18 protein-coding genes and 1 pseudogene are annotated in these 22,147 nt (G+C 73.8%); 6 read left to right on the top strand and 13 right to left on the bottom strand.

Annotated elements, in window-relative coordinates; genetic code table 11:
- Positions 1 to 121: 121 nt before the first annotated feature.
- Positions 122 to 1,354, bottom strand: a complete 1,233-nt coding sequence (locus tag AB0L29_RS14710; RefSeq protein ID WP_365826967.1) for a serine hydrolase domain-containing protein — start codon at positions 1,352 to 1,354, stop codon at positions 122 to 124.
- A gap of 195 nt (positions 1,355 to 1,549) precedes the next feature.
- On the opposite strand from AB0L29_RS14710, the gene AB0L29_RS14705 reads away from it, so the two are divergent.
- Positions 1,550 to 1,987, top strand: a complete 438-nt coding sequence (locus tag AB0L29_RS14705; protein WP_365826966.1) for a PPOX class F420-dependent oxidoreductase — start codon at positions 1,550 to 1,552, stop codon at positions 1,985 to 1,987.
- 198 nt (positions 1,988 to 2,185) lie between these two features.
- On the opposite strand, the gene AB0L29_RS14700 is transcribed toward AB0L29_RS14705, so the two are convergent.
- The 7 genes from AB0L29_RS14700 to AB0L29_RS14670 are packed head-to-tail and all read right to left on the bottom strand — an operon-like array spanning position 2,186 to position 9,592.
- Positions 2,186 to 3,649, bottom strand: a complete 1,464-nt coding sequence (locus AB0L29_RS14700) for a membrane-associated oxidoreductase (protein ID WP_365826964.1) — start codon at positions 3,647 to 3,649, stop codon at positions 2,186 to 2,188.
- Positions 3,650 to 3,695: 46 nt separating this feature from the next.
- Positions 3,696 to 4,283: a histidine phosphatase family protein gene (locus tag AB0L29_RS14695; RefSeq protein WP_365826962.1), complete on the bottom strand. Its 588-nt coding sequence runs from the start codon at positions 4,281 to 4,283 to the stop codon at positions 3,696 to 3,698.
- Positions 4,284 to 4,288: 5 nt separating this feature from the next.
- The gene (gene gnd / locus AB0L29_RS14690; RefSeq protein WP_365826960.1) at positions 4,289 to 5,173 is read right to left on the bottom strand and encodes a phosphogluconate dehydrogenase (NAD(+)-dependent, decarboxylating); all 885 of its coding nucleotides are present in this window, start codon (positions 5,171 to 5,173) and stop codon (positions 4,289 to 4,291) included.
- A gap of 1 nt (position 5,174) precedes the next feature.
- Positions 5,175 to 6,842 carry a glucose-6-phosphate isomerase gene (gene pgi / locus AB0L29_RS14685; RefSeq protein WP_365826958.1) on the bottom strand — a complete coding sequence of 556 codons (1,668 nt, stop codon included), beginning with the start codon at positions 6,840 to 6,842 and terminating at the stop codon, positions 5,175 to 5,177.
- Entirely contained in the window at positions 6,835 to 7,770 is a 936-nt protein-coding gene (gene opcA, locus AB0L29_RS14680) for a glucose-6-phosphate dehydrogenase assembly protein OpcA (protein ID WP_365826956.1), read from the bottom strand. Before opcA ends, pgi begins: the two co-directional genes overlap by 8 nt.
- Positions 7,767 to 9,458 (bottom strand): glucose-6-phosphate dehydrogenase, encoded by a 1,692-nt coding sequence (gene zwf, locus AB0L29_RS14675; protein ID WP_365826954.1) that lies wholly within the window; start codon positions 9,456 to 9,458, stop codon positions 7,767 to 7,769. The genes opcA and zwf overlap by 4 nt, the downstream gene beginning before the upstream one ends.
- The gene (locus AB0L29_RS14670) at positions 9,455 to 9,592 is read right to left on the bottom strand and encodes a hypothetical protein (protein ID WP_365827042.1); all 138 of its coding nucleotides are present in this window, start codon (positions 9,590 to 9,592) and stop codon (positions 9,455 to 9,457) included. Before AB0L29_RS14670 ends, zwf begins: the two co-directional genes overlap by 4 nt.
- A gap of 430 nt (positions 9,593 to 10,022) precedes the next feature.
- Between AB0L29_RS14670 and AB0L29_RS14665 the strand changes: the two are divergent.
- Positions 10,023 to 10,330, top strand: a pseudogene (locus AB0L29_RS14665) (AraC family ligand binding domain-containing protein); the annotation flags it as partial.
- A gap of 342 nt (positions 10,331 to 10,672) precedes the next feature.
- Here the strand turns inward: AB0L29_RS14665 and AB0L29_RS14660 are convergent.
- The 3 genes from AB0L29_RS14660 to AB0L29_RS14650 form a co-directional block, all read right to left on the bottom strand.
- Positions 10,673 to 11,083 carry a DUF6069 family protein gene (locus tag AB0L29_RS14660; protein ID WP_365826952.1) on the bottom strand — a complete coding sequence of 137 codons (411 nt, stop codon included), beginning with the start codon at positions 11,081 to 11,083 and terminating at the stop codon, positions 10,673 to 10,675.
- Positions 11,080 to 11,691, bottom strand: a complete 612-nt coding sequence (locus AB0L29_RS14655) for a TetR/AcrR family transcriptional regulator (protein WP_365826950.1) — start codon at positions 11,689 to 11,691, stop codon at positions 11,080 to 11,082. Before AB0L29_RS14655 ends, AB0L29_RS14660 begins: the two co-directional genes overlap by 4 nt.
- Positions 11,692 to 12,133: 442 nt before the next feature.
- Entirely contained in the window at positions 12,134 to 13,528 is a 1,395-nt protein-coding gene (locus tag AB0L29_RS14650; RefSeq protein WP_365826948.1) for a glycoside hydrolase family 16 protein, read from the bottom strand.
- A 458-nt stretch (positions 13,529 to 13,986) separates the two neighbouring features.
- On the opposite strand from AB0L29_RS14650, the gene AB0L29_RS14645 reads away from it, so the two are divergent.
- Together AB0L29_RS14645 and AB0L29_RS14640 are read left to right on the top strand one after the other, a co-directional pair.
- On the top strand, positions 13,987 to 15,324 hold the full coding sequence (locus AB0L29_RS14645) for a 6-phospho-beta-glucosidase (RefSeq protein ID WP_365826946.1): 1,338 nt from the start codon (positions 13,987 to 13,989) through the stop codon (positions 15,322 to 15,324).
- Between the two features lie 20 nt (positions 15,325 to 15,344).
- Positions 15,345 to 18,407: a glycoside hydrolase family 38 C-terminal domain-containing protein gene (locus tag AB0L29_RS14640; RefSeq protein WP_365826944.1), complete on the top strand. Its 3,063-nt coding sequence runs from the start codon at positions 15,345 to 15,347 to the stop codon at positions 18,405 to 18,407.
- Between the two features lie 324 nt (positions 18,408 to 18,731).
- Here the strand turns inward: AB0L29_RS14640 and AB0L29_RS14635 are convergent, their stop codons facing one another.
- Positions 18,732 to 19,859, bottom strand: coding sequence for an ATP-grasp domain-containing protein (locus tag AB0L29_RS14635; RefSeq protein ID WP_365826942.1), 1,128 nt, complete (start codon positions 19,857 to 19,859; stop codon positions 18,732 to 18,734).
- A 306-nt stretch (positions 19,860 to 20,165) separates the two neighbouring features.
- Between AB0L29_RS14635 and AB0L29_RS14630 the strand changes: the two genes are divergently transcribed.
- Together AB0L29_RS14630 and AB0L29_RS14625 are read left to right on the top strand one after the other, a co-directional pair.
- Positions 20,166 to 21,026, top strand: coding sequence for a metallophosphoesterase (locus tag AB0L29_RS14630; RefSeq protein ID WP_365826940.1), 861 nt, complete (start codon positions 20,166 to 20,168; stop codon positions 21,024 to 21,026).
- A complete protein-coding gene (locus tag AB0L29_RS14625; RefSeq protein ID WP_365826938.1) occupies positions 21,023 to 21,700 on the top strand; it encodes a 4'-phosphopantetheinyl transferase superfamily protein in 678 nt (225 codons plus the stop codon). Before AB0L29_RS14630 ends, AB0L29_RS14625 begins: the two co-directional genes overlap by 4 nt.
- Before the next feature lie 25 nt (positions 21,701 to 21,725).
- Here the strand turns inward: AB0L29_RS14625 and AB0L29_RS14620 are convergent, their stop codons facing one another.
- Positions 21,726 to 21,962 carry a hypothetical protein gene (locus tag AB0L29_RS14620; protein WP_365826936.1) on the bottom strand — a complete coding sequence of 79 codons (237 nt, stop codon included), beginning with the start codon at positions 21,960 to 21,962 and terminating at the stop codon, positions 21,726 to 21,728.
- Positions 21,963 to 22,147: the final 185 nt, after the last annotated feature.

Raw genomic sequence — 22,147 nt, 5'->3', positions numbered from 1 at the left:
TGCCGGCGGACGGCACCGTCCACCGGACCGGCGCCGGGCTGCCCACCGGACCGGCGCCGGACTGTCCACCGGGTCTGGTCCGCGCCGCCGGGCGGGTCCGGGTCAGTCGGGACGGTCCGGGTCAGTCGGCGACGGCCTCGTGGACCAGCGTCCTCAGGTCCCGGAACACGGTGTGCGAGGACCTGGGCCGCACCTGCGTCATGAACTGCACCGTCAGGTCACGGCCCGGGTCGACCCAGAACGTCGTCGTCGCCACCCCGCTCCAGCCGTAGGCGCCGAGCCCGGACGGGGCCTGCGTGCGGGACGGGTCGATCACCACGGAGACGCCGAGCCCGAAGCCGACGCCGTCGTTGCCCGGCTCGTCATGGGCCGGGCGGCTGCCGAAGGAGCGCAGGTCGGCGCCGCCGGGCAGCTGGTTGGAGGTCATCAGGTCCACCGTCCGGGGCGCCAGGAGCCGTACGCCGTCCAGTTCGCCGCGCCGGCGCAGGAACTCCATGAAGCGGTGGAAGTCGTGGGCGGAGGCCACCATGCCGCCGCTGCCGGACAGGAACCGCGGCCGGCCGTGCAGGGGCAGTCCCGGGGCCGGCTCGATACGGCCGTCCTCCGTCTCGCCGTACAGCTCGGCCAGCCGGCCCGCCTGCTCCCCGGTGACGTACAGACCGGCGTCGGTCATGCCGAGGGGGCGGAAGATCCGCTCGGCGAGGAAGACGTCGAGCGGCTGCCCCGACACCACCTCCACGACCCGCCCGAGGACGTTGCTGGCCACCGAGTAGTTCCACTGCGTGCCCGGGTCGAACTGCAGCGGCAGGCTCGCGTACACCTCCATGGCCTGGGCGAGGTCGGCGCCGGGCGGCACCGACGACTCCAGGCCCGCCGCGCGGTAGAGGGCGTCCACGGGGTGGGTGTGGTAGAAGCCGAAGGTCAGGCCCGCGGTGTGGGTCATCAGGTGCCGGACGAGTATCGGACCGGCGGCCGGGCGGGTCCGCAGGTCGTCGGGGCCGGAGCCGCCGGCGTACACCCGCGGGCCGGCGAAGACCGGCAGGTGACGGTCGAGCGGATCGTCCAGGGAGAGCCGGCCCTCCTCCACCAGCATCAGCGCGGCCACCGCCGTGACCGGCTTGGTCATGGAGTAGATCCGCCACAGGGTGTCCGCCTCGACGGGCAGCCCCGCCGCCATGTCGCGCAGACCGTGTGTCGTCAGGTGGGCGACGCGACCGCCGCGGGCGACGGCCACGAGGAAGCCCGGCAGGCGCCCCTCGTCGACGTGGCGGGCGAAGTGCCGGTCCAGCCGGTCCAGCGCCTCGGGGTCCAGTCCGACCTCGCCCGGGTCGACCTCTTGTCGCAGTCGTGCCATCGCTCTCCTCCGTCGTGCTCGTCGAGGTGAGTCCGGCATACCCCGCCCGGACCTCCTCAGACCACCCCGTGACGTGGGAAGTTTCATGATCACGCGCGCGGGAGACGCGCCGTGCGCGCCGCCGGCCCGCCCCGGCCGCCGCGCGGCCGTCCGCTCGGGGGAATGCGCAGCCGCCGCCCGCGGGTTGAGTCAGGCATGACTCAGGACGCGACACAGGACGCGCTGCTCCGGCTGCTCTCCGAAGGCCACGCGGGAGTGCTGGTCACCCTCAAACGCGACGGGCGGCCCCAGCTGTCGAACGTCAGCCACGCCTACCACCCCGACGAGCGGATCATCCGGGTCTCGCTCACCGACGACCGCGCCAAGACCCGCAACCTGCGCCGCGACCCCCGGGCGTCCTACCACGCGACCACCCCCGACCGGCTGGCCTACACGGTCGCCGAGGGCACCGCCGAGCTCACGCCCGTCGCCCGGGACCCGCACGACGCGACGGTGGAGGAGCTCGTCCGCCTCTACCGCGACGTCCTCGGCGAGCACCCCGACTGGGACGACTACCGCGCCGCCATGGTCCGCGACCGCCGCCTGGTGCTGCGGCTGCACGTGGAACGGGCGTACGGGATCCCGAAGGGGTAGCGGGGTCCGGCGCGGCGGCGCGGACCGGGGGCGGTGTGTGAACCGGCCGTGGTCAGGGGCGCGGCGCCGCCGCGGAGAGCGCCACCGCCGGCCAGGCCGCCGGGGCCGGCGGTCCGCGCGGCGGAAGTGACCGCGGGCCCGGCCACGGCGCCCCGGACGCGGTCGTGCGGCCGGCCGCACGGCACGCGGTGGCACGGCCTACTGGCGGCTGACGGTCCGGGACACGCCCGCGGCGACCGTCGTGACCAGGATCCAGCCGGCCAGGACGAGGACGTACGCCAGCGTCTGGTGCCAGCCCCGGGGCGCGAACGCGGGCTCCTGCCCGAAGGAGATCACCGGCAGCAGCAGGTCGAGGGTGTAGAAGACCGGGTCGAAGTCCGGTGCCTCGGACGGTTTCAGCGGGCGCGGGTGGCGCGCGGCGAAGGCGACGGAGCCCACGGCGAGCAGCGACAGCAGCCAGCCGGCCGCGCGCAGCGGACGGAAGCCGTAGCCGACCGTGACGTCCTGGACGTGGCCCCACAGACGGCCGTACCAGGACAGCGTGGCGCGGCGGCGGCGCTGCTTGGCGAGCTGCACCAGGCGGGCGGCGTGGTCGTCGCCGACGCGCCGGTAGGCCGCGGTCAGCTGCTCGTAGGCGAGCGGGACGTAGCCGTCGCCGTCGCGCTCCAGCAGGGGGAGGCGGCGTTCGGCGGGCTCGTGCGGGGTGAGCGAGGTGTAGACGAGACCGTCCAGCAGCACCCGGTCCGGCACCGTCTCCGGCTGCAGGAAGAGGTCCTCGACCTGTGCGCGGCGCAGGTTGAGGGTGCCCTCCGGGGGCGGGCCCTTGCGCAGCCACAGCTGCCCGACGGCCGCGCCGGGGGCCCGCAGCACCGCGCCGCCGGGGTTCGACAGACGCGCGTACGACAGGTCGAGACGGCCCGCGATCCGGGCGCCGCGCAGGCCGATCCAGCCGTCCACCCGTGTGTTGCGCAGCAGGACGTCGCCCGTCACGTCGAGCGTCTGCGCGTCGAGGGCGACCTGGCCGGGGCGGGTCAGGCGGGCACCGGTGAGGTTGACCGACCCGCTGACGACGGCGCCGTTGAGGCGGACCTCGCCGTGGGCGCGCAGCTGCGGCGCCGACAGGTCGTCCTCGATCACCGCCCGCTGGAGCTTGAGGACGGGTTCCGAGTCGTCCTGGGCGGTGAGTTCGGCGCGCTCCAGGAACAGCCCCCCGGATATGTGGGCCCCGCTCAGCTGGACCCGTCCGCGCACCCGGCACTCCCGCAGCACCACCGAGCCGTCGACCCGCGCCCCGCCCAGGTCCAGGGCGGGCAGCACCGAGCCGCGCAGGCTGAGCCTGCGCAACTGGGTGCCGTAGAGGTCGGGCGGGTCGGTGAAGTGGCAGCGGCTCAGGCGGACGGGCGGGTCGACGACGGCGTGGGTGAGGTCGAGCGCGCCGGTGATCCGCGCCCCGGTGACGCGCAGCGCGGCGATCTCGCCGTCCTGCCGGGGCGCGCTGACCAGTAACGTCTTGAGCACCGAGGCCCGCAGGGTACGCTCCGGTCCCCAGCCGGCCCCCGCCGCCGCGTCCTCGTCCCTGTCGGTGCGGAAGTCCACGGTCTCCCCGCGCGGGAAGGCCCGCCACACCCGCTCCTCGGCCGGCGTCAGATCGTCGATCTCCATCGCCAGGGGACTCTGACGCAGCCGGCCCGGGGTGTCAACCGGGCCTTCACGGGCGGGCGTTCCACTCCAGGATCACCGGCCGTCCGTGTTCCGTGGACAGCCGGCTGAGCGTTCCGGTCTCCAGGCGGAACAGCCGTCCCTCCCGGGGCGGCAGTCCCAGCCGGCGGGCCGTCAGGACACGCAGGAAGTGGGAGTGGGCCACGAGGATCACGTCGCCGCGCTCCAGCGCCGGAACCACCCGGCCCAGCACCCGGTCGGCCCGCTCTCCCACCTGTTCGGGCGTCTCGCCCGGGTGCCCGTCCCGGCGGGGCGGCACGCCGTCGGTCCACAGGTCCCAGTCGGGTCGCGTCCGGTGGATCTCGTCGGTGGTGACGCCCTCGTAGCCGCCGTAGTCCCACTCGTGCAGGTCCGGGTCCCGCACGGCCCCGGTCAGGCCCGCCAGTTCGGCGGTGTGCGCCGCGCGGCGCAGCGGGCTGGTCAGCACGAGTGCGAAGGCGCGGTCCGCCAGGAGCGGGGCGAGCGAGGCGGCCTGCGCCTCGCCGGCCTCGGTGAGGGGCAGATCGGTGAAGCTGGTGTGCTGTCCCGACCTGCTCCACTCGGTCTCGCCGTGGCGGACCAGCAGCAGATCCCCCACGGTCGCTACGCCTTCTTCGCCGACTCGACGGCGTGCCCGCCGAACTGGTTGCGCAGCGCCGCGATCATCTTCATCTGCGGGGAGTCGTCCTGCCGGGACGCGAACCGCGCGAAGAGGGACGCGGTGATCGCGGGCAGCGGCACGGCGTTGTCGATGGCCGCCTCCACCGTCCACCGGCCCTCGCCGGAGTCCTCGGCGTAGCCGCGCAGCTTGTCCAGGTGCTCGTCCTCGTCGAGGGCGTCGACGGCCAGGTCGAGCAGCCAGGAGCGGATGACGGTGCCCTCCTGCCAGGAGCGGAACACCTCGCGGACGTTGTCCACCGAGTCCACGGCCTCTAGCAGCTCCCAGCCCTCGGCGTAGGCCTGCATCATCGCGTACTCGATGCCGTTGTGGACCATCTTCGCGAAGTGCCCGGCGCCCACCCTGCCCGCGTGGACGTAGCCGTAGGGCCCCTCCGGCTTGAGCGCGTCGAAGACCGGCCGGAGCCGGTCGACGTGCTCCTTGTCGCCGCCGACCATCAGGGCGTAGCCGTTCTCCAGGCCCCACACCCCGCCGGAGACGCCGGCGTCGACGAAGCCGATGCCCTTGGCGCCGAGTTCGGCGGCGTGCTTCTCGTCGTCGCTCCAGCGGGAGTTGCCGCCGTCGACGACGGTGTCGCCGGGCTCCAGCAGTCCGCCCAGTTCGTCGATGACGGACTGGGTGGCGGCGCCGGCCGGGACCATCACCCAGACCGTGCGGGGGGCGTCGAGCCTGCCGACCAGTTCGGTCAGGTCGCCGACGTCGGAGAGGTCGGGGTTGCGGTCGTAGCCGATGACGGTGTGGCCGGCGCGGCGGATCCGCTCGCGCATGTTGCCGCCCATCTTCCCCAGACCGATCAGTCCCAGCTGCATGTCAGTTCACTTCTCCCTGAGCGTCGTCGGCGTTCCTGAGCGAGCGGTACGCGGCCACCAGGGCGGCCGTGGACGGGTCGAGGCCGGGCACCTCGGCGCCCTCGGTCAGCGCGGGCTCGACGCGCTTGGCGAGCACCTTGCCGAGTTCGACGCCCCACTGGTCGAAGGAGTCGATGTCCCAGATCGCGCCCTGCACGAACACCTTGTGCTCGTAGAGGGCGACGAGCTGGCCGAGCACCGACGGGGTCAGCTCGGTGGCCAGGATGGTCGTGGTGGGGTGGTTGCCCCGGAAGGTGCGGTGCGGGACCTGCTCCTCGGGCACGCCTTCGGCCCGCACCTCCTCCGGCGTCTTGCCGAAGGCGAGGGCCTGCGTCTGCGCGAAGAAGTTCGCCATCAGCAGGTCGTGCTGCGCCCTGAGTCCGTCGCTCAGCTCGGCGACCGGCTCGGCGAAGCCGATGAAGTCCGCCGGGACGAGCTTGGTGCCCTGGTGGATGAGCTGGTAGTAGGCGTGCTGCCCGTTGGTGCCCGGCGTGCCCCACACCACCGGCCCGGTCTGCCACTCCACCGGCTGCCCGTCGCGCCGCACCGACTTGCCGTTGGACTCCATGTCGAGCTGCTGGAGGTAGGCGGTGAACTTGGACAGGTAGTGCGAGTAGGGCAGCACCGCGTGCGACTCGGCGCCGTGGAAGTTGCCGTACCAGACGCCCAGCAGGCCCAGCAGCAGCGGCACGTTGGCCTCGGCGGGGGCGTTGGCGAAGTGCTCGTCGACGATGCGGAAGCCGTCGAGCATCTCCCGGAAGCGGTCCGGGCCGATGGCGATCATCAGGGACAGGCCGATCGCCGAGTCGTAGGAGTAGCGGCCGCCGACCCAGTCCCAGAACTCGAACATGTTGGCCGTGTCGATGCCGAACCCGGCGACCTTCTCCGCGTTGGTCGACAGCGCGACGAAGTGCTTGGCGACCGCCTTCTCGTCACCGCCCAGGCCCTGCAGCAGCCAGGACCGCGCCGAGGTGGCGTTGGTGATCGTCTCGATGGTGGTGAAGGTCTTGGAGGCGATGATGAACAGCGTCTCCGCCGGGTCCAGGTCGCGGACCGCCTCGTGCAGGTCCGCGCCGTCCACGTTCGACACGAAGCGGAAGGTCAACTCCCGCGCGGTGTAGGCGCGCAGCGCCTCGTACGCCATCGCCGGGCCCAGGTCGGAGCCGCCGATGCCGATGTTGACGACGTTGCGGATGCGCTTGCCGGTGTGGCCGGTCCACGCACCGGAGCGGACCCGGTCGGCGAAGCCGGCCATCTTGTCGAGGACCGCGTGCACGCCCGGCACGACGTTCTCGCCGTCGACCTCGATCACCGCGTCCCGGGGCGCCCGCAGGGCGGTGTGCAGCACGGCGCGGTTCTCGGTCGTGTTGATCCTCTCGCCGCGGAACATGGCGTCGCGCAGCCCGAACACGTCGGTGGCGGCGGCCAGCTCGCGCAGCAGCCGCAGCGTCTCGTCGGTGACCAGGTGCTTGGAGTAGTCGACGCGCAGGTCGCCGACGTGCACGACGTACCGCTGCGCGCGCCCGGGATCGGCGTCGAACAGGTCGCGCAGGTGTGCCTGCCACCGGGCCCGGTGGTCCTGCAGGGCCGTCCACTCGGGGCGCCGGGTGAGCGTGGGGGAGTCAGACATGTGCGGGAGTCTCCTCGCTGCCCTCGCCCCGCAGGGCGACGGCGTACATCTCGTCCGCGTCGAGGCGCCGCAGCTCCTCGGCGATGAGTTCGGAGGTGGGGCGGACCTTCAGCGCGAGGGTGCGCGAGGGCTGGCCCGGCAGGTGCAGCGTCGCCAGCGGGCCCTCGGGCCGGTCGATGGCGATCTCGCCCTTCCCGGTGCCCAGCCGTACGCCCGTCACGACCGGGCCGGCGGTCTCCACCCGGTCCACCTCCACCTTCAGCCGGGCCTCCAGCCAGCGGGCCAGCAGCTCGGCGCTGGGGTTGTCGGCCTCGCTCTCCACGGCCGCCGAGGTCACCTCCAGCCGGGCCTGGTCCAGGGCCGCGGCCAGCATCGAGCGCCATGGCGTCAGCCGGGTCCAGGCCAGGTCGGTGTCGCCGGGCGCGTAGGACGCCGCCCGGGCCTCGAGCGCCTGGAGCGGGCGCTCGACGGCGTACATGTCGGTGATCCGGCGCTGGGCGAGCGCGCCGAGCGGGTCCTTGGCGGGGTTGTCGGGCGCGTCCACCGGCCACCAGACGACCACGGGCGCGTCCGGCAGCAGCAGCGGCAGGACGACGGAGTCGGCGTGCTCGGACACCTCGCCGTACATGCGCAGCACCACCGTCTCGCCGGTGCCCGCGTCGGCACCCACCCGCACCTCGGCGTCGAGGTGGGAGCGGGTGCGGTCGCGCGGGGTGCGGGCGTGCCGCCTGATGACGACCAGGGTGCGCGCGGGGTGCTCGTGCGAGGCCTCCTCGGCCGCCTTGATCGAGTCGTAGGCGTTCTCCTCGTCCGTGACGATCACCATCGTCAGGACCATGCCCACGGCGGGGGTGCCGATCGCGCGGCGGCCCTGCACCAACGCCTTGTTGATCTTGCTTGCCGTGGTGTCGGTCAGATCGATCTTCATGGCCTGCGCCAGCTCCGTCCGTCTCGTGCGAGCATCTCGTCGGCTTCCGCGGGTCCCCAGCTGCCCGCGGCGTACTGCGCGGGCCTGCCGTGGTGCGCCCAGTACTCCTCGATCGGGTCGAGGATCCTCCAGGACTCTTCCACTTCCTGGTGACGGGGGAACAGGTTGGCGTCCCCGAGGAGCACGTCCAGGATGAGCCGCTCGTACGCCTCCGGGCTGGACTCGGTGAAGGACTCGCCGTAGGCGAAGTCCATCGTGACGTCCCGGATCTCCATCGAGGTGCCGGGCACCTTGGAGCCGAAGCGGACGGTGACGCCCTCGTCGGGCTGGACGCGGATGACGATCGCGTTGGAGCCCAGTTCCTCGGTGGCCGTGGTGTCGAACGGGGAGTGCGGGGCGCGCTGGAAGACGACCGCGATCTCGGTGACGCGGCGGCCCAGGCGCTTGCCGGTGCGCAGGTAGAAGGGGACGCCCGCCCAGCGGCGGTTGTCTATGCCCAGCTTGATCGCGGCGTAGGTGTCGGTCGTGGAGGCCGGGTCGATGCCCTCCTCCTCCAGGTAGCCGCGCACCTTCTCGCCGCCCTGCCAGGCCGCCGCGTACTGGCCGCGCACGGTGTGCCTGCCGAGGTCGTCGGGCAGTCGCACGGCCCGCAGGACCTTCAGCTTCTCGGTGAGCAGCGAGGCCGCGTCGAAGGAGGCCGGCTCCTCCATCGCGGTGAGCGCCAGCAGCTGCAGCAGGTGGTTCTGGATGACGTCCCGCGCGGCGCCGATGCCGTCGTAGTAGCCGGCCCGGCCGCCGATGCCGATGTCCTCGGCCATGGTGATCTGCACGTGGTCCACGTACGACCGGTTCCAGACCGGCTCGAAGAGCTGGTTGGCGAAGCGCAGCGCCAGGATGTTCTGGACGGTCTCCTTGCCCAGGTAGTGGTCGATGCGGAAGACCTGGTCGGGCTCGAACACGTCGTGCACGATCGCGTTGAGCTCCTCGGCCGACCTCAGGTCGTGCCCGAACGGCTTCTCGATGACGGCCCGCCGCCACGCGCCCTCGGGCGCGTCCGCCAGTCCGTGCCTCTTGAGCTGCCGGACGACCTTCGGGAAGAACTTCGGCGGCACGGACAGGTAGAACGCGTAGTTGCCGCTGGTGCCCCGGGAGGAGTCCAGCTCCTCCACGGCGGAGCGCAGCTGCTTGAACGCGGTGTCGTCGTCGAAGTCGCCCGGGACGAACCGCATGCCCTCGGCGAGCTGCTGCCAGACCTCCTCGCGGAACGGGGTCCGGGCGTGCTCGCGGACGGCGTCGTGCACGACCTGCGCGAAGTCCTGGTCCTCCCACTCCCGCCGGGCGAAGCCGACGAGGGAGAAGCCCGGCGGCAGCAGCCCGCGGTTGGCCAGGTCGTACACGGCCGGCATCAGCTTCTTGCGGGACAGGTCGCCGGTGACGCCGAAGATGACCAGGCCGGAGGGGCCGGCGATCCGGGGCAGCCGGCGGTCGCGGGGATCGTGCAGCGGGTTGGCCCAGTCGACGGCGGGCACCACCGGCGGGCGCTCCTCCCGGTCCGCCCCGGCCGCCCCGGCCGTCCCGGTCCGGCCGGGGGTTCCGGCGCCCGCGGCCTGCCCGGCCGCCCCGGCTTCCCGGGCCTCCTCCGTCTTCTTGGTCCCCCGCGCCGCAGCCACGGAACGCTTCTTGCTCATTCCCCGTCAACTCCCTCGCTGTTCGGAGACTTGGTCACGGCGTCCGGCAGTTCCTGCCGGGCCGCCTCCCAGTCGGCCACGCCCTCCTCGGAGAGGTGTTCGAGCGCTCCCGCGCTCGCGGTCGCTTCGGTCACAGTGATCATCTTCTTTCCGGCGGTCGGATCAACCACGCGCGACGGCGAGTGATTCCCGGGCCGCGGCGATCGGTCCCCTCGCACGGCGCCGCCCGTCTGCCGGCGCCGAGGGCACGCCGGTCCGGTCCGGTCCGTTCGAGGCCGTCGTGCGACTGCGTGCTCATCTTCAGAAAGTCCCCGATCCGGACGAAGCGGCTGGTCCGACGTGTTCACAGACGTGTTCCCAGCCAAAAGCCCGGCTTTCCCGGGGGAAGGGGGCGGTGTGCCGGCCCGTGGCGGGAGCGGGACACCCCACGGCGGCACGGCGCGATCGAGGCGGCACGCGACGGACAGGACGGACACCACCGTGCGAGGGGCGGGCGGGGACGATGACGGCGGCGGGATCAGAACCTTCCCCTTCCCGGTCGATCCGAGCGTCCTCGGCGTCGGCATGCACGTCGGTCCCCCGGCCACCGGTCGCACCCGGCACGCCGACGCGTCCCCGGACCGCGTCCACCGCATCGCCTGCCACGTCGTCATGCCGTTCGGCGGCGGCCCGGTCCGACACGTGATCGACTTCGCCGAGTGCGAGGCCACGGCCGGTGACCTGAGGTGGACCCGCCCGGGCGGGTCCACCGCTTCTCGCGCAGCAGCGAGTACCGCGGAACGGCGCCGACCATGCAGCCCGGCTTTCCGCCCCGCGCCACCGTGCAGGCCACCGGCCTCCACCGCTACGGCCCGCCGCCCCTGCCGCGCCCCGGGAGGGACCGGCCGGCCGTGGTCGATGCGGACCCCTGGGCCGGGAACGGGGCGATCCCCCCGGACGAGGGGATCGGCCGGGTCCGCCGCCTTGTCGACCGGGTGCGAGGCGAGCCGACCGACTCACCGGGGAAGGCCACGCCCGGATCCGCTGGTGCTCCAGCCGCAGTCGTGGATCTCCATGGTGCGGCTGTGCGGCGGCGGGAGTGGCATGTGCGGGCCCTGGCTCGATGCCGGCGGCGCCATGAGGACCGGTGCGGACGGTGTCCGCGTCGGTTCCCTCCATCCGGCGCTGTTCGCGGCGTACGTGGTGCCGGCGGTCATCCCCCGGGGTGCCGGCGGTCACTCCCTGGCGGCACCGGCTCCCGCCCCGGGGGACCTGCCGCCCAGCCCCGGAATCAGCACCGCCGCCACCGCCAGGTGCATCAGAGCGAGGGCGACCCGGGCGCCGCCGTCCATGCCGTCGCCGGTGAACGGCAGGAAGGACACGGCCAGTACGGCGCCGGCCACCCAGGTCCAGACGGTGCGGGCGCGCCGCGCCCCGAACCGCTCCAGGACGGCCAGCAGTGCCCAGCCGGAGAGCGAGGCGAGCAGTGCGACGACCGCCACGGGCGCGGCGCCGATGTCGAGCGTCTGCTCGCCGTCGGTGATCCGCAGCCGGTGCCCCAGCAGTGGGTCCGCGACCAGCCACACCAGGACGGGGGCCAGGACGGCCAGGGCCGTGACCCCCAGGCGCCTTCTCCACGTGCTCACTTGGCGTCCCCCGAAAGTGCCCCGTACAGGAAGACCTCCACCAGCTCCTGCGGGGTCAGGTCGGGCTCGTCCCCCGTGCGCGGCTGGGTGAAGAGCAGTCCGAAGAAGAGGGCCGCGATCTGCTCCGGCGGCCGGCGCAGGGCGGCCTTGTCGGGCTCCAGCAGCTCCGCGAGGGCCGCGCGGATACGGGTCGTCGACTCGTCGCGGCCCGCGCCGCGCACCGCGCCGGGGTGCTTGCCGCCGCGATGCCCCAGCGAGCCGACGATCGCGCCCATCCTGGAGATGTGCGCCTGCAGCGCCTCGGCCGCCTCCGCCAGCCGGTCGGGCAGCGGCTGGGACACGTCGATCGCGTCGAGCTCGCGGACCGCGTGCTCGGGGGAGAGCGCCTCGGCCACGCAGGCCTGCAGCAGCTCGTCCTTGTCGGCGAAGACCCGGAAGATCGTCCCCTCGCCGATGCCCGCGGCGCGGGCGATCTTCGCGGTCGTCACCGCGGTGCCGTACTCGGCGATCAGCGGGATCGCGGTCTGGATGATCATCGCGCGCCGCTGCTCCGGCGACATGCCGGGGGCGCGGCGCCGGCTGGTCCGGTTCTCTTTGGGTTCTGTCATGACCGCAAGACTACGGAGTGAGTACTCACTCCGTCAATGAGTGAGTACTCACTCCGCTCTCTTTTCCCGTACTCGGCCACTTGTCGACGGCGGCCTGTCAAGATCCACAACTACGGCCGGAGAGCTGAGCGGTCACGATGGTGCGCCGCGCCCGAAACGGTGTCGTCGCCCTCGGCCTGCCCCGGATCCGCCGACCCCTGCCCGACGTCCGACCGGAGTGACCCGCATGGCCAGGGAGCCCGGGCGCCGCGCTCCGGCGGGCGTCCGGCCGGGGCGTCACCGAGGGGGTGCGCGACCGGACGGCCCGCGGGGGCGGGCCGGGGGTCCGTGCGCCGTTCACCGGTGGCCCCCCACGGCCGGCCGCCGCCCGCACGGGCTTCTCCCACGGCGAAGGGCGCCACGCGCACGCGTGACGCCCTCCTCCGCCGGAGCGGCCGGCCGGTCAGCGGCCGAAGGTGAACCAGTTGACGTTCACGAAGTCGGCCGGCTGGCCGCTGGTGAAGGTCAGGTACACGTCGTGCGTGCCCGTCACCGAGCCGATGTTCGCCGGGATCGTCCTCCAGGACTGCCAGCCGCCCGTGTTGCCCACGGCGAAACTGCCGACGGGCGCGTTGCTCCGGCTGTCCAGGCGCACCTCGACCAGCCCGCTCACCCCGGAGGCCGCGCCGCTGGCCACCCTGGCGCTGAACTGCCTGGCCGCCGTGGAGCCGAAGTCGACGCCCTTGTAGAGCGCCCAGTCGCCGTTGGCGAGGGCGCCGATGTTCTGCCCGCCGCCGGAGTCCGACGTCGACTCGGTGATCACACCGGACTGGCCGTCGTGGGACTCGGCCTGGATGGTGCCGTAGGCGTCGCGGTTGCCGGTCGGCGGAGGCGTGGTGCCGCCCCCGGCCGACAGCACCTGGACGTAGTCGACGACCATCGGGTGGCCGGGCTGGGTGCCGCCGTCCGGGCCGCCGCCGAAGGCGTTGGGGAAGCCGCCGCCCATCGCCACGTTGAGGATGAGGTAGAAGCCGTGGTCGGTGGCGTTCCGCCACGTCGTCGCGTCGACCTGGTTGGCGCGCACCGTGTGGTAGTTGACGCCGTCGACGTAGAAGCGGATCTCCTCCGGGCTCGTCGAGCGGTCCCACTCCATGCGGTAGGTGTGGAAGCCGGCCTGGCACGTGGTGCCGGGACACGCCGTGGAGCCGCCGATGCCGCTCGTCTCGTTGCAGGGGCCGCCCGGCGAGGTGCCGCAGTGCATCGTGGCCCAGACCGTGTTCAGACCCTGCGTGTTCTCCATGATGTCCAGCTCGCCGACGGCGGGCCAGTTCCAGTAGTTGCCGCGGTAGGGCGCGCCCAGCATCCAGAACGCCGGCCAGTAGCCCTTGGCCGCGGCCCCGGTGACGTTCGGCACCTGGATGCGCGCCTCGACGCGCAGCTTGCCGCCGGCCGGGGGCTGGAAGTCGGTGCGGTTGGTCTCGATGCGGCCCGACGTCCAGTTGCCGGCCGCGTCCCGGCGCGGGGTGATGCGCAGGTTGCCGTTGCCGTCCAGCGAGACGTTGTCCGTGCTGGACGTCATCCTCTCGATCTCGCCGGTGCCCCAGTTGGCGGGGCCGCCGGGGTAGCCCGTGCCGGTCGCGTACTGCCAGTTGGCGGTGTCGACGCCGGAGCCCGCGGGGCCGTTGAAGTCGTCGACGAAGACCTGGCTCCAGCCCGACGGGGGAGGCGGCGCCGAGGCGCTCGCGGACGGGGTGGCGACGGCGGTCGCGGCCGCCGCCAGGCCGAGCGTGCCGACGACCGCGACGAACGCCCGCCGCAGCGGGCGCCGTCTGCGGGACATGCCGGAGGTTTCACTCATGTGGGGGTGCCTCTCGGGTACGGAATCCTGATGCGCGGGTGACTGCGAAAGCGCCCCGGGGAGTTGGTGAGAGCGCTCTCAAAGTGCCGCCAATGTGCTCCACGCCCTCCCGGCCGTCAAGAGGTGAAGCGAGGAAAGTCCTTGCGCGGCAGGCCGGTTCACCCCATGAAGGCGTGAATCGCCGGGCCTGTCCGGCCGCCCGGCACCGGCCGGGACACGGCTCCGGCCGGGACACGGCCTCCTCCCGGGTCCGGACCGTTCGCGCGCCCGGCGGCCCCGTACGGCCGCCGCGCCGGCGCGGACCGGCCGGTGACCACGGCCTCCCGGCCGCCACCGGTCCGCCACCGGTCCGCCGCCGGTCCGCCGCCGGGGCGGGGGAGCGGCCCGATGATGGAAGGCGGCGCGCTCCTCCTCCGGGAGGCAGGCGTCGAGGCCGTCGGGAAGGGAAAGGTGCAGGCGTGAAGCTGACGATTCTGGGTGGCGGCGGGTTCCGGGTGCCGCTCGTGTACGGGGCGCTCCTCGGGGACCGCGCCGAGGGCCGGGTGACGCGGGTCGTACTGCACGACCTGGACCCCGGCCGGCTGCGGGCGATCACCCGGGTGCTGCACGAACAGGCCGCGCGGGTCCCCGGCGCGCCCGAGGTGTCCGCCACCACCGACCTCGACGAGGCGCTGCGCGGCGCCGACTTCGTGTTCTCCGCGATCCGCGTCGGCGGCCTGCAGGGCCGCGCGGACGACGAGCGGGTGGCGCTCGCGGAGGGCGTCCTCGGCCAGGAGACGGTCGGCGCGGGCGGCATCGCCTACGGCCTGCGCACGGTCCCGGTCGCCGTGGACATCGCCCGGCGGGTGGCCCGCCTGGCGCCGGACGCCTGGGTCATCAACTTCACCAACCCCGCCGGCCTGGTCACCGAGGCCATGTCCCGCCACCTCGGCGACCGCGTCGTCGGCATCTGCGACTCGCCGGTCGGCCTCGGCCGCCGCATCGCCCGCGTGCTCGGCGCGGACCCGGGCGAGGCGTTCATCGACTACGTCGGCCTCAACCACCTCGGCTGGGTGCGCGGCCTGCGCGTCGACGGCCGCGACGAACTGCCGCGCCTGCTGGCCGACCCCGCCCTGCTCGGCTCCTTCGAGGAGGGCAGGCTCTTCGGGGCCGACTGGCTGCGCTCGCTCGGCGCCGTGCCCAACGAGTACCTGCACTACTACTACTTCAACCGGGAAGCCGTACGCGCCTACCGGCAGGCCGACCGGACCCGCGGCGCCTTCCTGCGCGACCAGCAGGCCCGCTTCTACGCCCGGGTGAGCGATCCCGGCACGCGTGCCCTGGAGGTCTGGGAGCGCACCCGCGCCGAGCGCGAGGCCACCTACATGGCCGAGAACAGGCAGACCGCGGGCGCCGGCGAACGCGACGAGGACGACCTGTCCGGCGGCTACGAGAAGGTGGCCCTCGCCCTCATGCGGGCCATCGCCCGCGACGAGCGCACCACCCTCATCCTCAACGTCCGCAACCGCACCACCCTGCCGGTCCTCGACGCCGAGGCCGTCGTCGAGGTCCCCTGCCTCGTCGACGCCAACGGCGCGCACCCGGTCGCCGTGGACCCGCTGCCCCACCACGCCACCGGGCTGGTCTGCGCGGTCAAGGCGGTCGAGCGCGAGGTGCTCGCCGCCGCCGAGTCCGGCTCCCGCGCGACGGCGGTGAAGGCGTTCGCGCTGCACCCGCTCGTCGACTCCGTGACCGTGGCCCGCCGGCTCCTCGACGGCTACACCGCCGTCCACCCCGCTCTCGCCTACCTCAAGTAGCCCTGTCAGGAGGGGTCCGCATGCACGACGAACGCCGCCGGATCGAGGAACGCGCCGAACGCCTCCACACCCAGCGCATCAGGCCCGCGACCTACGCGGCCAGCGTGCCCCTCGCCGTCGAGGCCTGGCAGGCCCCGGGGGAACCGGTCCCCTTCGCCGAGGCCGCCGCCGCGCCGTACGAGCCCTTCGCCCTGCGCACCCCCTGGGGCCCGCCCTGGGGAACCACCTGGTTCCGGATGCGCGGGCGGGTGCCCGCCGAGTGGGCCGGCCGGCGCGTCGAGGCGGTCATCGACCTCGGCTTCGCGGGCGGCTGGCCCGGCAACCAGGCCGAGGCCCTCGTCCACCGCGCCGACGGGACACCGCTGAAGGCGGTCAACCCGTTCAACCAGTACGTGCCCGTCGCCCGTCCGGCGACCGGGGGAGAGACCGTCCACTACCTGGTGGAGGCGGCTTCGAACCCGGACATCCTGGCGGACGGCTTCGCCGTGCCGACCCCGCTCGGCGACGTCCTGACGGCGGGCGACCGGCCGCTGTACGTCTTCGAGCGGGCCGACCTCGCCGTCCTCGACGAGCAGGTCTGGCACCTGGACCTGGACCTGCAGGTGCTGCGCGAGCTCATGGTCCACCTCGGCGAGCACGAACCGCGCCGCCACGAGATCCTGCACACCCTGGACCGGGCCATGGACGCCCTGGACCTCGACGACGTCGCGGGCAGCGCCCCCGCCGTCCGCGCGGTGCTCGCCCCCGCCCTCGCCAGGCCCGCCCACGCCAGCGCCCACACCGTCTCCGGCGTCGGGCACGCCCACATCGACTCCGCCTGGCTGTGGCCGATCCGCGAGACCAGGCGCAAGGCCGCGCGGACCTTCTCCAACGTGACGTCCCTGGCCGACGAGTACGACGACTTCGTCTTCGCCTGCTCCCAGGCCCAGCAGTACGAGTGGGTGCGCGACGGGTACCCGCACGTCTGGGAGCGGATCGGCAGGGCCGTGCGCAAGGGCCAGTGGGCGCCGGTCGGCGGCATGTGGGTCGAGGCCGACGGCAACCTGCCCGGCGGCGAGGCGCTCGCCCGCCAGCTCGTCCACGGCAAGCGGTTCTTCATGGAGCACTTCGGCATCGAGACCAGGGGCGTCTGGCTGCCGGACTCCTTCGGCTACACCGCCGCCTACCCGCAGCTCGCCAGGCTCGCCGGCAACGACTGGTTCCTCACCCAGAAGATCTCCTGGAACCAGACCAACAGGTTCCCCCATCACACCTTCTGGTGGGAGGGCATCGACGGCACCCGCATCTTCACCCACTTCCCGCCCGTCGACACCTACAACGCCCGCTTCAGCGGCGAGGAGATGGACCGGGCCGTGCGCAACTACGCCGAGAAGGGCGCCGGCACGCGCTCCCTCGCGCCCTTCGGCTGGGGCGACGGCGGGGGCGGCCCCACCCGCGAGATCATGGAGCGGGCGCGCCGGCTGGCGGACCTGGAGGGCTCGCCCAGGGTCGTCGTCGAGCACCCCGACGCGTTCTTCGCCAAGGCCCGCGAGGAGTACCCGGACGCCCCGGTCTGGTACGGCGAGCTCTACCTGGAGCTGCACCGCGCCACCTACACCTCCCAGGCCCGCACCAAGCAGGGCAACCGCCGCTGCGAGCACCGTCTGCGCGAGACCGAGCTGTGGGCGACGACGGCGGCACTGCACGCGCCGGGCTACGCCTACCCGTACGAGCGGCTCGACCGCCTGTGGAAGACGGTCCTGCTGCACCAGTTCCACGACATCCTGCCGGGCTCGTCCATCGCCTGGGTGCACCGCGAGGCGGAGGCCGAGTACGCCCGCGTCGCCCGGGAACTGGAGGAGCTGACGGCCGAGGCCGTCGCCGCGCTGGGCGACGGCGCCCCCCGCGTGTTCAACACCGGCCCGTACGACCGTGCCGAAGTGGTCCGCACGCCCGGGGGCGCACCGGTGTACGTGAAGGTGCCCGCGGGCGGCAGCGCGCCCCTGACGGCCGCCGAGCCCCCGCACCCGGTGACCGTCACGGGCCGCGTCCTGGACAACGGCCTGGTCCGGGTGGAGATCGCCGAGGACGGCACGCTGGCCTCCGTGGCCGACCTGCGGGCGGACCGCGAAGTCCTCGCCGGCCGGGGCAACCTGCTCCGCCTCCACACCGACCTGCCCAACTACTGGGACGCCTGGGACATCGACAAGCACTACCGCAACCGCCACACCGACCTGCCGGACGCCGGGCCGGTCACGGTCGTCGAAGAGGACCCCCTGGTGGGGGCGGTCCGCGTCGAGCGGTCCTTCGGCAGGGGTTCGCGGATCACCCAGACCATCACCCTGCGCGCCGGCAGCCCCCGCATCGACGTCGAGACCGACATCGACTGGCACGAGACCGAGAAGATCCTCAAGGCGTGCTTCCCGCTGGACCTGCGGGCCGCGCACTCGTCCGCCGAGATCCAGTTCGGGCACGTCCAGCGCCCCACCCACACCAACACCAGCTGGGAGGCGGCCCGTTTCGAGGTCTCCGGCCACCGCTGGGTGCACGTCGGCGAGCCCGGCTACGGCGTCGCCGTCGTCAACGACTCCACGTACGGCCACGACGTGACCCGCACGGTCCGCGAGGACGGCGGCACGACCACCACGATCGGCCTCAGCCTGGTGCGCGCCCCGCGCGTCCCGGACCCGGAGGCCGACCAGGGCCGCCACCGCTTCACGTACGCGCTGCTGCCCGGCGCGACCGTCGGGGACGCCGTCGCGGAGGGCTACGCCCTCAACCTGCCGCTGCGGGTGGCGGACGCGGCCGGCGCGCCGGAGCCGGTGGTCTCCGTGACCGGCGAGGGCGTGACCGTGGAGGCGGTGAAGCTCGCCGACGACGCCTCCGGAGACGTCGTCGTACGGCTCTACGAGTCCCGTGGCGGCCGGGCCGCCGGTGTGCTGCACGCCGGCTTCCCGCTCGCGGGCGCCCAGGTGACCGACCTCCTGGAGCGACCGCTCCACGACGCCGGCACCGACGGCGCGGGCGGGGTCCCCCTCGCGCTGCGCCCCTTCCAGATCCTCACGCTCCGGCTGCGGCGCGGGGCGCCGGCCCCCCGGAGCTGAACGCACCGGTCCCCGGCACCGCGACGGCGCCGGGGGCCCGCGCGTTCAGCCGGTGGACCCGCGCGTTCAGCCGGTGGAGCCGACGAGAGACGAACCGCCGGATGCCGCAGCGACCGCTCCTCGCCCCGCCGTCCGGGCGAGGGCGGCCTGGGGCCTGTCGTCGAACTCCCGCCTGCCCGCGACGCCCTGCACGCCCTCTCGCCGCACCGGGCGCAGGCCCGAGTACATCCGGGTACGAGGGCCGGCGCCCGGCACGCCGGGAGCACGCACCCGACGCCGCAGGTCCCGCCCTCCGGGCGGACGACGGGAGTTCGACGACAGGCCCTACAGGGGCAGTGCCTCCGCCGCCGTGGACTCGACCGGGCCGGACGGTGCGGGCACGGCCGGCAGCAGCGGACCGTGCTCCTCCAGCCGCTGCGCCGGCAGCGACACCGGGCGCAGCGGACGCGGCCCGGACACCACCGTGTAGTCCTGGCCCAGGAACGGCGGCACGATCTCGCCCGGGTCCTCGCCCAGCGCCAGCTGCACCGCCGCCCACGGGGCGTTGATCCCGCACAGGGACAGCTGGTGCAGCCCGCCGGCCGGACGGGTGTTGACGTCCATCAGGACGGGCCGCTCGCCGTGCATCCGGAACTGGATGTTGGACAGGTGGTGCAGCCCGAAGCCCTCCGCGATCCGCCGGGCCGGCTCCAGCCACTGCTCGTGGAGGGTGAAGCCCCGGCGGCGGCCGTTCTTGGTGCGGCCCACGGCCAGCCGGATCCGGTTGTCGGGGCCGGTGAGGCAGTCCACCGACACCTCCGGCTGCTCCAGACGCGGCATCACCAGCCAGTCGACCGGCTCCTCGGCCCGGTGCAGCGCCTCCAGCACCAGGCCGAGCGGCACGTGCGGGCCCGGGAAACCGTTCAGGTGCGCGAGCGAGAACGGGGCGCGCGTGATCACACGGAAGCCCACCCCGCCCGCACCGGACGCCGGCTTGAAGCACGCCCGGTGCCCGCCGGCCTCCAACTCCTCGACCGCGGCGAGGAGTTCGTCCGCCGAGCGGACCCGCCACCACGGCGGCACCGGCACGCCGATCGCCTGCACGGCCTCGTAGGCGATCACCTTGTCCTGGAAGACGGCCACCGCCTCGGGCGGCGGTGCCAGCAGCACCGTGCCGGCCGCTTCGAACTCGGCGCGGTGCGCCACGATCGCCGCCTGGTGCAGCCGGGGCACGAACACGTCGATGCCGCGCCGGGCGCACTGGTCCAGGGCGTACTCCACGTACGCGGCCGGGGACAGGCCCTCGGGTTCCAGCTCGGCGGTGTCGGCGGCGGCCAGTACGGGGGAGTCCGGATCGCCGTGCGTCGCGTGGATCTCGACGGCCCGGTCGCTGGGATTTCTCCGCAGCTGGTCCATGAAGAACACGTTCTCCGCGTACGTGCGGTTGAGCCAGACGCGTACGCGAGAGACCATGCGGGCCGCCTTTCACGGTTCGCGGGCAGGGCTCAGCGGCCCGTGCCCGGGCAAGACGTATGGAGGGACACCGAACCGCCCCTGAGAGAGGGAAGTTCACGGCGGCGGTGTTGGGGCAGATCATACGGCTTCGGCAGGCCGCGTCGTGCACCGCGCGTGCCGCGGTTCCTCCGGTCGCGTCCCCCTCGATCGGGTTCGTCCGGACGCGCCGGCCGCCGCCCGCCGCCCGCCGGAGCGGACCGTCCTTGTCCCGGCGGCACGAATGTGATCTCGTGGTGCCGTTCGTGCGCACGGAGGGGGCGAGAGGTGACATCGACGGCCGGTCGGAGCGGGCACCTGCTGGCGATCAGCGATCTGCACATCGGCTACGAGGAGAACCGCGCCCTGGTCGAGCGCATGCGGCCCGTCTCGGACGACGACTGGCTGCTGGTGGCCGGTGACGTCGCGGAGACCGTGGCCGACATCCGCTGGGCGCTCAAGACGCTCGCCGGCCGCTTCGCCAAGGTTGTGTGGGCGCCCGGCAACCACGAGCTGTGGACCCATCCGAGGGACTCGGTCACCCTGCGCGGCGTCGCCCGGTACGACCACCTGGTCGAGATGTGCCGGGAACTCGGCGTGGTGACCCCCGAGGACCCCTACCCCGTCTGGGACGGCCCCGGCGGCCCGGTGGCCGTCGCCCCGCTGTTCCTGCTGTACGACTACTCCTTCCTGCCGGCCGGGTGCGCGACCAAGGAGGAGGGGCTGGCGTACGCGCACGACACCGGGATCGTGTGCAACGACGAGTACCTGCTGCATCCCGACCCCCATCCGAGCCGGGAGGACTGGTGCCGGGCCCGGGTCGCCGCCACCGAGCGCCGGCTCGCCGAACTGCCCGGGGACCTGCCCACGGTCCTCGTCAACCACTACCCGCTCGACCGGCACCCCATGGAGGTGCTGTGGCACCCCGAGTTCGCCATGTGGTGCGGCACACGGCTGACCGCCGACTGGCACCGCCGGTTCCGCGTCCGCACGATGGTCTACGGGCATCTGCACATCCCGCGGACCACCTGGCACGAGGGCGTGCGCTTCGAGGAGGTGTCGGTGGGCTATCCGCGCGAGTGGCGCAAACGGGCACAACCGCCGGGGCGGCTGCGCCGCATTCTGCCGAGGGAGGACGAGGACCGGTGATCGAGGAACTGCTGCCGGACTCGGTGGTCACCGTGGAGGCGTACGGCGGCGACGGGGCGGACGCGCCGCTGTACCCCGAGGAGGCGGCCCTGGTGGAGCGGGCGGTCGCCAAACGGCAGCGCGAGTTCCGGGCCGTACGGTCCTGCGCGCGCCGCGCCATGGAGAAGCTCGGCGTGCCGCCGCAGCCGGTCCTGCCCGGTGAGCGGGGCGCCCCGCGCTGGCCGGCCGGGCTCGCCGGCAGCATGACCCACTGCGAGGGCTACTGCGCCGCCGCGCTCGTCCGGGCCGCCGACCTGGCCTCCCTCGGCATCGACGCGGAGCCCCACGGGCCGCTGCCCGACGGGGTGCTGGCCTCGGTGTCGCTGCCCGCCGAGGCGCAGCGGCTGCGCCGGCTGGCCGCCGACCGGCCCGAAGTCCACTGGGACCGGCTGCTGTTCAGCGCCAAGGAGTCCGTCTACAAGGCATGGTTCCCCCTCACCGGGAAGTGGCTGGACTTCATGGAGGCCGACATCGAGATCTCCGTGGACCCCGGCGAACGGCCCCGCGGCGGTTTCCGCGCGGCTCTCCTCGTCCCCGGCCCGCGGGTCGGGGATCGCCGTGTCGACCACTTCGAGGGCCGCTGGGCCGCCGAGCGGGGCCTGATCGCGACGGCGGTCGCGATCCCGCACGGCTGACCCCGCCGCCCGCTCCCGGCGGGGGTCACCCGCGCGGGCACCAGCTCCGCAGCAACCGGAAGAACTCCTCCTCGTTCCCGGTCAGGCCCGCCCGCGCCAGGGCGCGCTCCGCCTCGGCGAGCACGGACGGCGGGACGACCGGGGGCCGGGCCGGGTCCGGCGGGCCGGAGGCGGTGTCGAAGGCGGCTCGGACCGTGTGCAGCAGCCGCAGGTAGGCCTGGACGGCGGTGCGTTCGCGGTCGGTCGGTACGGTGGTGGGCATCGGTCCGCTCTCCCCGTGTCGGCGTCGGCTCGTCGGTTCGCGCGCCCGGGGGGCACGCACGCCCCCGCACGAGGGGACGCACCACCAGCTTGCCGCCCACCACTGACAATCCGGTCCGGCCCCGTGCCGGTCCGCCCGCCCGGCGGAGGGCGGCCGCGCCGGAGCCCCCGGAGCCCGCCGGAGGA

This window comes from Streptomyces sp. NPDC052701 (assembly GCF_040678355.1).
Taxonomy (GTDB): Bacteria; Actinomycetota; Actinomycetes; order Streptomycetales; family Streptomycetaceae; genus Streptomyces.
The sequence above is the reverse complement of the archived record's forward strand: the minus strand, read 5'-3'. Positions and strand labels throughout refer to the sequence as shown.